Below are 14054 nucleotides of genomic sequence, written 5' to 3'. Positions count from 1 at the left end.
GGTCGCTCAGGCGGTTGCGCTTGGGCGGCTGGTGAGCGCGCCATACCAGCGTAACACGTTGGTGCATTCTTCCGGCACCTTGATGCGGGCGGGCTTCATGAAGTCGATCGCAATCATACCGGTGATGTCGGCGACCGAATAATCATCGCCGGCCGCGAACTCCCGGTCCGCCAACTCGCGGTCGAGCAGGCGCAGAAACTCGATCGCCTTGGGCTTGTTGGCCTCGCCCCATTCGGGAATCTGCGGCACTTCCCACTCCTTCATCGCCGGATGGATGTGCCGGAACGCGGCGGCCACGCAGCTCATCAGATTGAATTCCATGCGCCTCTGCCACATCTCGACCTTGGCCTTGCCGAGCGCGCCCCTCCCGAACAACGCCGGCTCCGGATGCAGTTCCTCGAAATAGCGGCAGATGGCGATGGACTCGGTGATGACGGTGCCATCGTCCAGTTCGAGCACCGGCAGCCGCCGCAGCGGATTGCGCGACGCCACCTGATCCTGGCGATGCTCCAGCGCCCCCATATCGACCGGCACCAGCGGGACAGTCAGCCCCTTCTCCGCCAGGAAGACCCGGACTCGCCTTGGGTTTGGGGCACGGCCGCCATCGAAGAGCTTCATGCAGTCCTCCTCATCTCGCCCGATCATAGGGGCAGCCTCGCCTCATCACCAGAAGCGAAGAAACTCGCGCAGCGCGTCGCCGATCGAAGCCAGCGTGCCGTGCTTTCTCTCGACGGGCGTATCGCGATGACTCTCGCGCCAGGCCTGGGGCCGGTCGAACGGGCCGGCCCAGATGCCGGCTTTGGCCGCCTTCGCGGCAGCTTCTTCTGTCTCGAAATCACCATAGGCAACGGCCCAGCCGGATTGGACCTGGGCCCGGTTGAGGTCTGTATCGCCTGTCTTGCAATCGCCGAGCAACCGGCCATAGCGGTCGCGCTGCCAGCCGCTACAGGACACCGGCCTGCCGGCTACCAGGCGTACCAGGGATTGCCGCGCGAGCTTGCCGCAAGGATAGTCGGCGCCGTCCTTGCGGCAAGTTTGCATGTACTCGGGAGCGTCGATCCCGCGCATGCGGATCCTTTCGCTGCCCAGCGTGATCGAATCGCCGTCGTTGATAATCGCCATGCCTTGCTCGTTGCGTGTCGAGAGCCGTTCGAGCCTAGCCGCCACCAGAAGGAGCAGACCCAGCAGAACTGCCGCCAGGCCATAATCCAGCAGCCTGCGCCAGGGGCTTGGCGGCGGGCGTGAAACATATCGCCCGCGCGGTCCTCGCGACCAGGAACGGCTCATATGGCAAACAGTCTCTTAATCATTCGAACGTAGCTTAACGAACTGACAATCGCTGCGCGCAGAAATTGAACTTCGTATGCCTTTGCTACGCTCGGACACAGCGGACAAATTCATTGTGGACCGCAGGAAACCGCATCGCAACAGCGACGTGGCACGCGCGGTGCGCAAGACGCGCGACCGTCTTTCGCAACAGGCCGGCAGCCTCGACTTCGATCGCGATCTGCTCAAGCTGCACGCGCGCACCATGCTGGTTAGCGCAGCCGCGATGCCGCTGCTCGTGCTCGCCGTGGCCGCGGTCGGGCGATTTGCGGGCCTTGGCAACAATGTCACCCTCTGGGCCTTTTTCACGCTGCTTTGCTACACGATCGTCGCATTCATGGCGCGACGCGTGGAAAAGACTGAAGCAGCCGAACTTGAGCCTGTACAAGCGCGCCGGGACTTCCTGATCGGCCACTCGTTATGTGGCCTGGGCTGGGCATGGTTCGCGTGGCTCGGTTGCGACACATGCCAGGTCGACCAGTTCCATGTCGTCAAGGCGGTCGTACTGCTGGTCGCCATGGCGACGACGGCTGTGATGGCGTCGTCGCTGGGTGGCGCCCTGATCGCGACTTTTGCCGTTCCCGTCGCGGTCTATGCATATGCCGTTGCGCGCCTGTGGATGCCGATCGAATTCATCATGGCGGCGCTGCTGATTGTTGCCCTGCCATTTCTTGGCTATGTCGCCCGCAACCTCAACCGGGCGTCGTGGATGCTGCTTTCCTTCCGTTCGGAAAAGGACGCGTTGATTGCCGAGGTCGAGACCGCGAAGTCGATGTCCGACGAAGCCCGGCGACGCGCCGAGGATGCCAACCTTGCTAAGTCGCGCTTTCTCGCCTCGATGAGCCATGAGCTCAGGACTCCGCTCAACGCCATCCTCGGCTTCTCCGAGGTGATGGCCAACGAAGTGCTGGGGCCGATGAACAACCCGACATATCGGGATTACGCGCACGATGTCCACGAATCCGGCCAGCACCTGCTCGACCTGATCAACGAGATCCTTGACCTGTCGCGGATCGAAGCGGGCCGCTACCAGCTCAATGAGGAGCCCGTGACGCTGGTGGCGATCGTCGAGGACTGCTGTCACATGATGGAGCTCAAGGCCCGTAACAAGGACATTCGCGTTGCCCAGGAGTTCGAAACCACCCTGCCGCGGCTGTATGCGGATGAAAGGGCCGTCCGGCAGATCGCGCTCAACCTTCTGTCCAATGCCATCAAGTTCACGCCGTCGGGCGGCGAGGTGCGCGTGCGCGTCGGCTGGACGGCGGGTGGCGGCCAATACATCTCCGTCAAGGACAATGGCCCCGGCATACCGGAAGAGGAAATCCCGGTCGTGCTTTCCGCCTTCGGTCAGGGCTCGATCGCCATCAAGAGCGCCGAGCAGGGAACCGGCCTCGGCCTGCCGATCGTCCAGGGCCTGCTCGCCATGCATGGCGGCGAATTCGAGCTTCACTCCAAGCTGCGCGAAGGCACGGAAGCGATCGCCATCTTCCCGCTCAGCCGGGTGATGGAGGAATTACCGGCGCTGCCGACCCAGGCCGTCGCCGCACGGCGGCGTTGAGGCAATTTCTCCCCTTCCTAGAGCCGAACCGCCGCCGCCATTCCCGAACTGGTGAGCGCCGCGGCCTTGACCAGACCGGCGGCGAGTCCCGCCCCGAAACCTTCGCCGTGGCTGACGCCGAGATCGATGAGCGGCTGCAGCCCGAGCCGTTCGGCGATCCTGACGTGGCCAGGCTCGGGCGACAGGCTGCCAAGCAGGCAATGGTCGAGCGCGGCGGGATTGACCTCATGCAGGACAGCGGCCGCGGCGGTCGCGACAAATCCGTCGAGCAACACCGGGATCTTCTGCATGCGTGCGGCAAGGATGGCGCCGCAGATCGCCGCGAACTCGCGGCCGCCGACCCGGCGCAACGCCTCGAGCGGATCGTTCAGGTCCGCGCCATGAAAGGCCAGCGCCCGATCGACCACCTCGGCCTTGCGCGCCATCAGCGCCGCGTCGGCGCCAGATCCTGGCCCGACCCAGTCCGCGCCCTGCCCGCCGAACAGCGCAGCGCACAAGGCGGCCCCAACGGTGGAGTTGCCCACGCCAAGATCGCCGAGGCACAGGAGATCGGCGCCGCCGGCAACGGCTTCCATGCCGAAGGCCATGGTTGCGGCGCAGCCGCGCTCGTCCAGCGCCGCTTCCTCCGTGATGTCTCCGGTCGGGATATCGAGCGCCAGGTCGAACACTTTCAGGCCGAGATCGTTGGCGATGCAGACCTGATTGATCGCGGCGCCGCCTGCGGCGCAGAGCTCGACCGCATTGGCAGTCGCCGCCACCGGCCGGGGCGAAACGGCATGCCGCACTACGCCGTGATTGCCGGCGAAGATTGCCACCAGCGGCCGGTTGACGGCCGGCGGCGCGCTCCCGCTCCAGGCTGCGAGCCACGCAGCGGTCTCCTCGACGCGCCCAAGCGAAGCCCTGGGCTTGTCGGTCTTGGCGAAAAGCGCGCGGACGCGGGCTTCCGCGGTGTCGTCGGCCGCCGGCAGCGCGGCGAGCAGGTTGCGGAAATCGTCAAAGGGGGTGCTTGTCATGTCGTTCGCCGCTGCTGGGGAAAGGTCGCAAGCGGCATAACCGCCTTCTCCGGCCGGCACAACCGCCGGGCAATGCCATGAATGCGCCCGCGCACGGCGCATTGCGGAGGGCTTGCATTGGCCTTGCGGTTGCACCATGTGGAAGCGAGGCAAGAGAATAGCATGACCGCCATCGAGTCTCCCTGCATCCTGGTCTGTTCGATCGACATGAAAACCGGCTTCTGTTTCGGCTGCGGCCGCACGCGCGACGAAATCTCTGGCTGGATCGCGATGACGCCGGACGTCCGGCGGGCGGTCATGGCCGAGTTGCCGGCCCGGCTCGAAACGGTCGAGCGCCGGCCGCGCAGGGAAACGCGCCGCGCACGCATGGCGCGCGAGCGCGGCGCCGTCTGAGGGGAACCAGCGTGAGCCGGCTGTTCTGGATCGTGATGGTGGTTATCGGCGCGGGGTTGATCCTGCTGATGATCAACAACTCCGCCGGCCGCACCTTCGGCATCGAGAACCACGATTTCAGCCGGATGCTCTGGTTTGGCACCATTGCCACGGTGATCGGCGCCAGTCTTATCCGCTCGGGCAGGCCGCTTGGAGGCATGGCGCGCAGCCTCGGAGTGTGGGCGGCAATCGCGCTGGCGCTGATTGCCGGCTACCAATATCGCTACGAATTGCAGGATGTCGCGAACCGCGTCACGGCGGGGTTTGTCCCGGGAAGTCCTCTGGCGCTAGGCGTGGACAACGGCCACGCAACCGTGACGCTCGACAAGGCCGACAACGGCCATTTCGAGGCGCGCATCCTGGTCAACGGCACACCGGTGCGAACCGTGGTCGACACTGGCGCGACCAGTACGGTGCTGACCGCCGAGGACGCCCAGGCCGCGGGTTTCAACCCGGCGGCGCTCAGCTACAACGTGGACGTCTCGACCGCCAACGGCATGGCGCGCGCGGCAACCGTCAAGACCAATGAGGTCGCGATCGGCGGCATCGTGCGCAAGAATATGTCCGTCATGGTGGCGGCGCCCGGCATGCTCGAGCAAAGCCTGCTCGGCATGAACTTCATCGGCTCGCTGTCGGGTTTCGACGTGCGCGGCGACCGCATGATCCTGCGGGATTAGCCTCAGGCCGCTTCGGCGTCCGCCGCAGAGAAATCTATGGCCGCGAACGCCGTCTTCAAAACCTCGGGTCCGGCGCCGGGTTTGTTCGCATCGGTCGAGAGTATCTGCCGGTAGCGGCGCGCGCCTGGGAGCCCGTGGAACAGCCCGACCATGTGGCGGGTGACGTGGCCGAGCCGTCCGCCCTTCTCTATATGGCGCGCCGCGTAGTCCGCCATCGCGTCGACCAGCGCCGCGTAATCGAAGGCCGCAGGCGCCTCGCCATAGAATGCGGCGTCGACATCGGCAAGGACGCCAGGCGTATGGTAGGCGGCGCGGCCGAGCATGGCGCCGTCGACATGGGCAAGATGCTCAGACACCTCGCCGAGCGATTGGATGCCGCCATTGATGCCGATGAATTCGTTAGGCTTCCTGGCTTTCAGCCGGTAGACGCGCGGATAGTCGAGCGGCGGGATGTCGCGGTTCTCCTTGGGGCTCAACCCCTCCAGCCACGCCTTGCGGGCATGCACCCAGAGCGCGTCGGCCCCGGCCGCGAACACGCCATCGGCCAAAGTGTCGAGGGCAGGTTCCGGATCCTGTTCGTCGACACCGATCCTGCATTTCACGGTGACGGGAATTTTCACCGCAGCCTTCATCGCCGCGACGCATTCGGCAACGAGCGCCGGCGTCTTCATCAGGCACGCGCCGAACGTGCCCGACTGGACGCGGTCCGACGGACAGCCGACATTGAGATTGATCTCGTCATAGCCGAAGGCCTCGCCGATCGTCGCCGCCTCGGCCAATTTTCGCGGATCCGAGCCGCCCAACTGCAGGGCGACCTGATGCTCGGCGGCATCGAAACCGAGCAGCCGCTCGCGTGCGCCATGAATGACGGCATCCGCCACCACCATCTCGGTGTAGAGCAGCGCACGACGCGTCATCTGGCGGTGGAAGAAGCGGCAGTGCCGGTCCGTCCAATCCATCATCGGCGCGACGGAGACCCGCACCTTTTTGTAATCGTTGCCCTTTTCCTGCATGGCCGAAACGTCTCGGGGCCTCTGTCCTTTAGAGTTTCGCCCTCACATAAGCGATTTCACGGCGATTTCCTATCCGCCGTCAGCTTCGACGACGCCACTCATTCCTTCGCCAGTTCGAGCTGCCTGTGGTTGAGCAATGTCTTCTCCATCTCGGCCTCTTCACCGGAACAGACACACAGCATCTCGGCATCCGCCTCCCCGATCGAGAGATAGGCGTGGCCCATCGTGGAATCGATGTAGACGCTTTCGCCGGCCTTCAGCCGCACCGGGGCATACTGGTCGGTGTGCAGTTCGATCTCGCCCTTGAGCACGATCAGGAATTCCTCCCCGGCATGCCGGATCAGCGGCCCAAACTCTTCCAGGCTACGGGCGCGTGCAAAGCTGCGGATCGGCACCATGCGCTTATGCACGAGGTCGGTCGCGAGGTAGTAATAATCATAGTTCCGGGTCAGTTGGCGCAACGTCGTCGCCGGCGCGGTAACCGAGCGGCGCGTTCGCGCCGAGCGCTCCTCGCCACCGCCGCTGAGCAATTCCGTCACGTGGATGCCCAGCCCTTCGCAGATTTGCAGCAGCTTGTCGTAGCTGAGCGACATCTGGTCGTTCTCCACCTTCGACAGGGTCGAAACGGCGACGCCGGTAAGATTGCTGACATCCTGCAAGGTCCAGCCGCGCTTCCGGCGCAGGCTCCGCAAGCAATCTCCAAGCCTGGGCTGCCCCTCCACGGAATCCTCCTGACGCACGAGCTGGACCAACGTAACGACGCCATCTGGCAACTTCAACACGGCACGAAAACTTTTTTCTTATACGCTAAAATCTTGCGTATAGAAGAATTCGCTTTACCGTCAGCAAATGCACAAGACATCGTCGTCGAGGATAATCGTCGTTGGAGGCGGCGTCGCGGGGCTTACCGCGGCGCTTGCGCTGCAGGACTGGGCCTCCGTCACCCTTATCGAGCGTGAAACGCAGCTCGCCTACCATGCATCAGGGCGCTCGGCCGCGCTGTTTTCGGAATCCTACGGCAACGCTGTGGTACGGGCGCTTTCCCTGGCCAGCCGCGACGCTTTGACGGCCGGCGGCTACTTCGAGCACCGCCGTGGCGCGCTGCATTTCGGCGGACCGGAGGATAACGCCCTCATCGATGATTTTGCCCGCAATGCGCACGCATTGCTGCCGAGCATTCGGCGCCTGTCGGCTGCAGATGTTTCAAGGCTTGTTCCCGCCATCGACGCGGAGACGACATGTGGTGGTGTCCATGAGCCGGATGCAATGGACATCGATACCGGCAAGGTCGTGCAGAGCACGGCGGCGGCCTTCCGGGCGAAAGGTGGCGAAATCCGCCTCGGCGAGGATGTGCTGCGGATCGAGCGGCAGGGCGAGCGCCTACGTGCCGTCACCACGGCCGGTGAGCACCACGCCGATGTCGTGATCAACGCTGCTGGGGCCTGGGCGGACGTAATCGCCGAGCGGGCCGGACTTGCCGGGCTGGGCTTGGCGCCGAAGCGGCGGACCGCCTTCATCTTCGATGCGCGGGGCTACGATATCCGCAGATGGCCGCTGGTAGTGGACATCCGGGAGCGCTTCTACTTCAAGCCGGATGCCGGTCGGCTGATCGGCTCGCTCGCCGACGAAACCCAGTCGCTGCCTTGCGACGCCTATCCCGAAGACATCGATGTCGCCATCGCCGTCGACCGCATCGAACAAGCGACGAAACTGCGGATCGGCCGGCCACACACGCCCTGGGCGGGCCTGCGCACCTTCGCGCCGGATCGGTCGCCCGTTGTCGGCGCCGATCCCAGATTGCCGGGCTTCTGCTGGCTGGCAGGTCAGGGCGGCTACGGCTTCCAGGTCTCCTTCGCACTTGCCCGCCTGACCTCGGCGCTGCTGCGCGACGACAAACTGCCTGATGAACTCGCCGCTCTGGGGCTTACGCGTACGGCGGTGGCGCCCGAGCGTTTCCTCAACTCCGGCCAATGCCGGGAAAACAGCTGAACAGCCCGTCCATACCGAATTTCAACACGCCATCCCAAACAGGAGAGTTTCCGAGATGAAGTCCCTGCTCCTCTTACGCGCCGCCATCCTCGCGTCTTCAGTCTTCCTCGCCGCAAACGCTTCCGCCAAGACCCTCGTCTACTGTTCCGAGGCAAGCCCAGAGACTTTTACACCGATGATCGGCACGGCGGACTCCACGATGGACGCCGCCGCCAAGACGATCTTCAACCGGCTGGTCGAGTTCAAGCCGGGATCCACCGAGATTGGGCCGGCTCTAGCCGAGAGCTGGGACGTTTCGCCTGACGGCAACGTCTACACCTTCCATCTGCGCCACGGCGTGAAGTTCCATTCGAGCGCCCATTTCACTCCGACGCGGGACTTCAACGCCGACGACGTGCTCTACACCTTCGACCGCCAACGGGACGCCAACAGCCCCTACCACAAGCTCGCCAACGCCTCTTACGAGTATTTCAATGCACTTGGGCTCGGCTCCATGGTCGACAAGATCGAGAAGGTCGACGACTACACCGTGCGCTTCACGCTGACCGCGCCGAACGTGACGTTCCTGTCCGGCATCGCACTCGACTACATGTCGATCATGTCGCTGGAGCAGACCCAGAAGATGGTCGCGGCCGGCACGCCGGAACTGATCGACAACGAGCCGGTCGGGACCGGTCCGTTCATGCTTGAAGCCTACATGCGTGACAGCCAGATCCGCTACACGGCCAACAAGGATTATTGGGGCGGCGCCCCGAAGATCGACACGCTGATTTTCGCCATCACGCCTGAACCGACTGTGCGCATCGAACGGATCAAGGCCAATGAATGCCAGGTTGCCGCGGCGGCGCCGCCATCCGCGCTGGCCGAATTGAGTGGCAATTCCGACATCAGCCTGCTTCAGCTTCAAGGCCAGAATATCGGCGTCCTGGGCTTCAACGTCGAGCACAAGCCACTTGATGATGTGAAGGTGCGAACTGCGCTCGCCAAGGCCATCAACCGCCAGGCCATCGTCGACTCGGTTTACCAGGGCGCCGGCGCCGTTGCAGGCAGCGTCGTGCCGCCGGCTCAACTCGGCGCCGTCAAGGATGCCGGCATCGACTACGATCCGGAAGGCGCCAGGAAACTGCTGGCCGAGGCCGGCCATACCAGCGATCTGTCGGTGACGCTGTGGGCCATGCCGGTCTCGCGGCCGTATAATCCCAATGCACGCCGCATGGCCGAGTTGATCCAGGCAGACTGGGCGGCGGTAGGGGTGAAATCGGAGATCGTCACCTACGAATGGGCCGAATACCTGAAGCGCACCGCCGCCGGCGAGCACGACAGTTTCCTGCTCGGCGGCAGCAGTGACAACGGCGATCCCGACAACATGCTGAGCTATCTGCTCAGTTGCGACGGGGTGGCAGGTGGCTCGAACCGCTCGCGCTGGTGCGACAGGGATTTCGAGAAGCTTCTGGACGAAGGCCGCGTCACCGCGGACACGACGAAGCGGGCGGAAGTATACCGCCAGGCCCAGGAGATGCTGAAGGCGAAAGTGCCGGTCGTGCCGATCGCCCACTCCATCGTCTCGATCCCGGTACGAAAGAGCGTGCTGAACTACGTGCTCGATCCGTTCGGCCGCCAGAATTTCGCCCATGTCGACATTGCCGAATAGGACGCCAAGATGATCAGCAAGAAAGACGACGTCGGCGGCCTGCTCGCGGACTACATCCGCCAGGGCGCAGTCGGAGCCTCCCTGGCCTTCGCGACGGCGGGCACGCCCACGGTAACGGCGACGGCCGGCGTGGCGGACCGGGCAGCGAATACGCCCGTCACCCCCGAGCAGCTGTTCAAGATAGGCAGCTGCACGAAGACTTTCGTGGCGGCCGCTCTGGTCCGGCTGGCCGAGGATGGCAAGGTCGAGCTCGGCGCGCCGATCTCAACCTGGTTTCCCGACCTGCCGGGCGCGGAGCGCATTTCCGTACGGCAACTGGTCAATCATCGCAGTGGCCTGCCGGAATTCGAGTACGACATACCGATGGATCCAAGCAGGGTGTGGAAACCGTCCGACCTGGTTGAAATTGCCTATAAGGCTGGCGGTCAGAAGATGCCGGGCGGTTCCGCCGTCTACAACAACACCGGCTATGTGCTGGCCGGTATGCTGATTGAAGCCGTTACAGGCCAATCGCTGGGCGCATATGTGCGCCAGGTCGTCCTGCAGCCACTCGGCCTTTCCAACACATGGTCGCCCGCGACGGAACCGTTTCCTGCCGGGCAACTGGTGCGCGGCTACTTCCACCGCCCGCCGCCGGCCGCTGGCGCATCCGCGGATATCGCTTCGGGCGGCGAGATGTGGCGGATGGACGGGGTATTGCCCTATTCCGACGAGTTGCAGGATTCCTCCGACACGTTTCCCTATTCGGGGGCCTATGGCTGCGGTGACATGGTCTCGACCCCCACCGACCTCGTTGCCTTCATGCGGGGCCTCTTCGCCGGCAAGGTCATTTCGCCACGCTGGTTCGAGGAGATGTTCGGTTCGCGCGCCTTGGTCTCCTTCCCAGGCACCCGCATGCGCGAGACCGGCGCGGGCCTGTTCCAAAGCAGCTATGGTGACCGTGCATTTTACGGTCACCAGGGCAGCATTCCGGGATATGTCTGCGTCATGCAGCACAACCCGGAAAGCAATCTGACCATCGCCATGGCCAGCAATATCGGATCGGGAAACCGCCTGTCGTTCCAGGCGAGCGGCCTGCACGAGGTTGTCGACAAAGCGATCCGGTCGATCCTGGCTTGACCCCTCGACGCTTCAGGCGCCGGAGTCATCAGGATTTCGGTTCGGCTGGATGTCCAGCGCCAAGCCGTTCCACGAAAACGGCTTGCAGCTCAGTCGCAGAGCATAAAATGGGCCGGCATAACCGGCCCATCCTCAATCAATCCTCATCGGCAGGTTCCGGGATCGCATCCGGTGGGTTTTGCCGCCCAATCCGGTCGGCAACGAGCATCGAAAGCATCATCTCGACAAGGCCATTGGCGGCCCCCTTCTCGCCGCTGGAAGCGCCGATCTGGATCTGCGGCACGAGCGGCAGCCTGCCATTCTCTATCGCCTCGGCGAAGCGCGTGAGAACCTGCGAGTTGAGCTGATAGTCCGGGCCGCCGAAGGCCGCGACCTTGCGCTCCGTGGCCTCGGCCTCAGCCAGACCAATAGCGCGCACCTTCTCGGCCTCCGCAAGACCGGTCGCCTTGATGCGTTCGGCGTCGGCAAGCGCGACAGCCTTGATCATGTCGGCCTCGCCCAGGCCAGCGAGGCGCACCTTCTCAGCCTCTGCCTTGGCAGTGACCTGAATGGTTTCGGCCTCCTGACGGGTGCGGGCGAGTTGCGCCTTGCCCTCGTTCTCGCTGATCTCGATGGTGAGCGCCGAGGTCGTGATCTTGGCTTGCTGTTCGGCGAGCGCTTCCTTCTCGCGCAACGTGCGTTCCTGAGTGGCCGCCCTCTCCTGCAATTTGTAGGTCTCGACCTTTTCGACCGCGATCTGGCGCTCACGCAGCTGGATCAGGATCTGCTCTATGCTGTTCTGGCCATTGGCGGCACGGGGCGTGCCAATCAACACTTCCTGTAGCTCGAGACTGTAGGAATTGAATTTCTCGCGCATCTCCTCGCCGGATTTGCGCTGGATATCGCTGCGCTCCTGCAAAAGCTGGATCAGCGTCTTCGTCTGGGCGATGTTCTTGAAGTAAGCGGAAACCATCGGATCTAGCGTTTGTTCGACCAGACGCTTGATGTCACCGAAACGCTGCACCACGAGCGGCGCCTTCATGTAGTCGATATGCACGACGACGGAGAGCGGCAGCACAGGCTCGAACGCATCCTTGGTGATCAATGATACTTCAGACAGGTTCTCGTCCAGCCTGTGTTCGCCGAACTGCTCCTTCGTCCATTTGAGCACGAAGTTGGTGGTGGGCACGGTGATGATAGTGCCGGCATAGGTATTGAACGCATACTTGCCCGGCAGCAGCGGCGTGGACCAGACACCGCGTGCGCCGATTTCGACCAGCTCGCCGTGACGGTATGCCTGCCCGGATATATCCGTGCCGTGGCGGCCGTTGTACGATACAACGACACCGACCGTGCCAACGTCAATGATCGTTTTCTCGACCAGTTCGACGGTCGCGAAAATGCGATTCAGGAAGTAGCTACCGTCGGCCAGCACCTGCAACTGCCGGCCACGATAGCCACCGGCATTGAGAAACTTCTCCGGGTCTTGAAAGTTGTTGTGGAAGTTCGGATCGCTTGGATCGTTGGCTACCGTCGGTGCGATGATCTCGCCGTCCGGCAGCGCCGGGCCATCATGGATGGTGACGATACCGATCATGTCCTCGGCATTGTGGATGACGACTGGCTCAAAGCCGCCCCGCTCCGAGATCATGCTGGACATGTTGGCAAAAAGGCTCTGTTCCGATGAGCTCAGATTGACGGCATAGATCGACTGGGCGGTGAGCACGATGAATTGCGCCAGATTGATTGCGTAGGTGCCTTCACGCAAGATCTTGCGCTGCGGTCCTTTCTGTCCGCCTTTTTCGAGAAAAGCGCGCACATCCTGGAAATCGTCGGCGTTGACGTTGGAAGCAAGTGTCTGCGTCGGAGGCAGCGGCTTGCCGTCACGCGCAAAGACATAGCCGATCTGGCCCTGTGGGATGGTGACGAGATTGGCGCGATGCATCGAATATTGGAACGGCATGAAGAAATGTATGCCGCCGCGCACGATGTCCGGCTGGTAACCCGCCTCACGGTTGAGCGCGATGAAGCCATTACTGACGGAGCCGCGAAAACTCCATAGTTTTTCCAAGATGCCGAGCCTGTCGTTTGGGATGTAGCGGACCACGCCGCTCCGCCAGAACAGGATGGCCAGCACGATGACTGGCACAGCTATCTCGATCGCTGTCCATTTCATCTGGTCGAGATATTGCAGGGCTTCCATCTCTTCTCTCCTATGGGCGCGCGGGTTCGTTCACCCGACGGCGACCCGGTTGGTGGTGATTCATGAGTGGGGAGATCGCGCGCCTAAACGCCCGACGCACCAAGAGCGTGTCGAACGTTTGGGCTGCTCATTGAATGGGAAAATGACCGCGCGTCCCGAGTCCCCATCGAGGGGCCGCGTGGCCGTGAGCTATCTCACATCGGTGTTGCCTTGATAGACATTGCAAGAAATGACGTAGTGATCGCGCCTACAGCTTTAAAGATATTTCCTGCGAAAATCGATAAGTATTTGGAACGCTATTTCAAAAGCGTGGTCGTTAGCTTGGACGTTGACTTCTAGAAATTGGCAGGGCGCGAAATGACGCTCTTGGCGAGTTGGAACCGCCGGCCCCCGATGCAACTGGGTGCGGTATCTGGAAACAGGGCAGCACTCAACGCGCTGCGCCATCGCTGGCGCAGCGTCGTCGTTTCGCGAAGATTTTTCGCCTAGCGCCTCAATGCGTAGACATTATCCACGGAGGCGCCACCCAGCGGCATAGCCATCTCGTCGTCGAGCAGCCGAGTGATGCGGGCAAAGCCGGTGAAGGCCTTTCTCGCCTCCTCCGCCGACATGTTGCCCGACAGCGCCGCCGAGCAGCAATTAAGGGCACATTGATAAACCGGGCCGCGTCTTCCCGTTGGCCATTTCCGCAAGAACACCATCGCTTCGGAGACGCTATCGACTTCCTCCACGGGGTGTCCCTGCCCACGCGCAATTCGCACTGGGGTAAAGAAATGCAAGCGATCCATAGTTATCCTCCCGGTCGACCGCAACGCGGTCGAACAAGCCAAAACGCGCAATGCGCGGTTTGGTTCCGAGAAAATCGTCAGCTGCTTAAAAAATTTGGCTCGGCGGAACATGTGGCCGATTCGGCGGCAATTCCTGCAAGCGCCCGTGATAAGCGCGATTCTCGTTGAATGTCTTTAAGGTGAAAGCCGGCAAATGGCTTGCTTGCCGGTTCCCTAGCGTCAGGCTTAACCTCCTCGGTTAACGCTTGAGGGCGCGTTTTGCAAAAGGGGAACATTTGCAATGACCATACAAGGCGCATCGCCTGG

General features: G+C 62.9%; 14 protein-coding genes. 6 read left to right on the top strand and 8 right to left on the bottom strand.

Features of this window, described 5'->3' with window-relative positions; all coding sequences use genetic code 11:
* Nucleotides 1-6 precede the first annotated feature (6 nt).
* On the bottom strand, nt 7-618 hold the full coding sequence (locus Q0L57_RS10970) for a glutathione S-transferase (RefSeq protein WP_296742475.1): 612 nt from the start codon (nt 616-618) through the stop codon (nt 7-9).
* Between the two features lie 45 nt (nt 619-663).
* On the bottom strand, nt 664-1122 hold the full coding sequence (locus tag Q0L57_RS10965; protein WP_296742472.1) for a thermonuclease family protein: 459 nt from the start codon (nt 1120-1122) through the stop codon (nt 664-666).
* Between the two features lie 241 nt (nt 1123-1363).
* On the opposite strand from Q0L57_RS10965, the gene Q0L57_RS10960 reads away from it, so the two are divergent.
* Nucleotides 1364-2884, top strand: a complete 1521-nt coding sequence (locus Q0L57_RS10960) for a HAMP domain-containing sensor histidine kinase (RefSeq protein ID WP_296742469.1) — start codon at nt 1364-1366, stop codon at nt 2882-2884.
* Between the two features lie 17 nt (nt 2885-2901).
* On the opposite strand, the gene Q0L57_RS10955 is transcribed toward Q0L57_RS10960, so the two are convergent.
* Nucleotides 2902-3897: a nicotinate-nucleotide--dimethylbenzimidazole phosphoribosyltransferase gene (locus tag Q0L57_RS10955; RefSeq protein WP_296742467.1), complete on the bottom strand. Its 996-nt coding sequence runs from the start codon at nt 3895-3897 to the stop codon at nt 2902-2904.
* 162 nt (nt 3898-4059) lie between these two features.
* Between Q0L57_RS10955 and Q0L57_RS10950 the strand changes: the two genes are divergently transcribed.
* Nucleotides 4060-4290, top strand: coding sequence for a DUF1289 domain-containing protein (locus Q0L57_RS10950; protein WP_296742464.1), 231 nt, complete (start codon nt 4060-4062; stop codon nt 4288-4290).
* 11 nt (nt 4291-4301) lie between these two features.
* Nucleotides 4302-5006, top strand: coding sequence for a TIGR02281 family clan AA aspartic protease (locus Q0L57_RS10945; RefSeq protein WP_296742461.1), 705 nt, complete (start codon nt 4302-4304; stop codon nt 5004-5006).
* Between the two features lie 2 nt (nt 5007-5008).
* Here Q0L57_RS10945 and dusA read toward each other — a convergent pair whose 3' ends face one another.
* Nucleotides 5009-6019, bottom strand: a complete 1011-nt coding sequence (dusA, locus tag Q0L57_RS10940; protein WP_296742458.1) for a tRNA dihydrouridine(20/20a) synthase DusA — start codon at nt 6017-6019, stop codon at nt 5009-5011.
* 98 nt (nt 6020-6117) lie between these two features.
* Nucleotides 6118-6741 (bottom strand): XRE family transcriptional regulator, encoded by a 624-nt coding sequence (locus Q0L57_RS10935; protein WP_296742456.1) that lies wholly within the window; start codon nt 6739-6741, stop codon nt 6118-6120.
* A gap of 127 nt (nt 6742-6868) precedes the next feature.
* Here Q0L57_RS10935 and Q0L57_RS10930 point away from each other — a divergent pair, with 127 nt between their 5' ends.
* The 3 genes from Q0L57_RS10930 to Q0L57_RS10920 are packed head-to-tail and all read left to right on the top strand — an operon-like array spanning nt 6869 to nt 10778.
* On the top strand, nt 6869-8008 hold the full coding sequence (locus Q0L57_RS10930) for an FAD-binding oxidoreductase (protein ID WP_296742452.1): 1140 nt from the start codon (nt 6869-6871) through the stop codon (nt 8006-8008).
* Nucleotides 8009-8063: 55 nt separating this feature from the next.
* The gene (locus Q0L57_RS10925) at nt 8064-9659 is read left to right on the top strand and encodes an ABC transporter substrate-binding protein (RefSeq protein ID WP_296742450.1); all 1596 of its coding nucleotides are present in this window, start codon (nt 8064-8066) and stop codon (nt 9657-9659) included.
* Between the two features lie 9 nt (nt 9660-9668).
* Nucleotides 9669-10778: a serine hydrolase gene (locus tag Q0L57_RS10920; RefSeq protein WP_296742448.1), complete on the top strand. Its 1110-nt coding sequence runs from the start codon at nt 9669-9671 to the stop codon at nt 10776-10778.
* Nucleotides 10779-10914: 136 nt separating this feature from the next.
* Here Q0L57_RS10920 and Q0L57_RS10915 read toward each other — a convergent pair whose 3' ends face one another.
* From Q0L57_RS10915 to Q0L57_RS10905, 3 genes are all read right to left on the bottom strand, one after another.
* Nucleotides 10915-12960: an SPFH domain-containing protein gene (locus Q0L57_RS10915; protein WP_296742445.1), complete on the bottom strand. Its 2046-nt coding sequence runs from the start codon at nt 12958-12960 to the stop codon at nt 10915-10917.
* A 485-nt stretch (nt 12961-13445) separates the two neighbouring features.
* The gene (locus Q0L57_RS10910) at nt 13446-13748 is read right to left on the bottom strand and encodes a DUF982 domain-containing protein (protein ID WP_296742442.1); all 303 of its coding nucleotides are present in this window, start codon (nt 13746-13748) and stop codon (nt 13446-13448) included.
* A gap of 77 nt (nt 13749-13825) precedes the next feature.
* Nucleotides 13826-14054 (bottom strand): hypothetical protein (locus Q0L57_RS10905; RefSeq protein ID WP_296742440.1); only part of this gene is annotated, 229 nt, incomplete at its 5' end.

It is taken from the genome of Mesorhizobium sp. (assembly GCF_024509055.1).
Lineage (GTDB): Bacteria > Pseudomonadota > Alphaproteobacteria > Rhizobiales > Rhizobiaceae > Mesorhizobium.
This window is presented reverse-complemented; position numbering and strand designations above follow the sequence as displayed.

Excerpts from the sequence above, each read along its gene's own strand:
- Q0L57_RS10970 (WP_296742475.1), bottom strand. The coding sequence starts at position 618 with ATGAAGCTCTTCGATGGCGGCCGTGCCCCAAACCCAAGGCGAGTCCGG.
- Q0L57_RS10930 (WP_296742452.1), top strand. The coding sequence starts at position 6,869 with ATGCACAAGACATCGTCGTCGAGGATAATCGTCGTTGGAGGCGGCGTC.
- Q0L57_RS10915 (WP_296742445.1), bottom strand. The coding sequence starts at position 12,960 with ATGGAAGCCCTGCAATATCTCGACCAGATGAAATGGACAGCGATCGAG.
- dusA (WP_296742458.1), bottom strand. The coding sequence starts at position 6,019 with ATGCAGGAAAAGGGCAACGATTACAAAAAGGTGCGGGTCTCCGTCGCG.
- Q0L57_RS10920 (WP_296742448.1), top strand. The coding sequence starts at position 9,669 with ATGATCAGCAAGAAAGACGACGTCGGCGGCCTGCTCGCGGACTACATC.
- Q0L57_RS10955 (WP_296742467.1), bottom strand. The coding sequence starts at position 3,897 with ATGACAAGCACCCCCTTTGACGATTTCCGCAACCTGCTCGCCGCGCTG.
- Q0L57_RS10925 (WP_296742450.1), top strand. The coding sequence starts at position 8,064 with ATGAAGTCCCTGCTCCTCTTACGCGCCGCCATCCTCGCGTCTTCAGTC.
- Q0L57_RS10960 (WP_296742469.1), top strand. The coding sequence starts at position 1,364 with ATGCCTTTGCTACGCTCGGACACAGCGGACAAATTCATTGTGGACCGC.
- Q0L57_RS10950 (WP_296742464.1), top strand. The coding sequence starts at position 4,060 with ATGACCGCCATCGAGTCTCCCTGCATCCTGGTCTGTTCGATCGACATG.
- Q0L57_RS10965 (WP_296742472.1), bottom strand. The coding sequence starts at position 1,122 with ATGGCGATTATCAACGACGGCGATTCGATCACGCTGGGCAGCGAAAGG.
- Q0L57_RS10910 (WP_296742442.1), bottom strand. The coding sequence starts at position 13,748 with ATGGATCGCTTGCATTTCTTTACCCCAGTGCGAATTGCGCGTGGGCAG.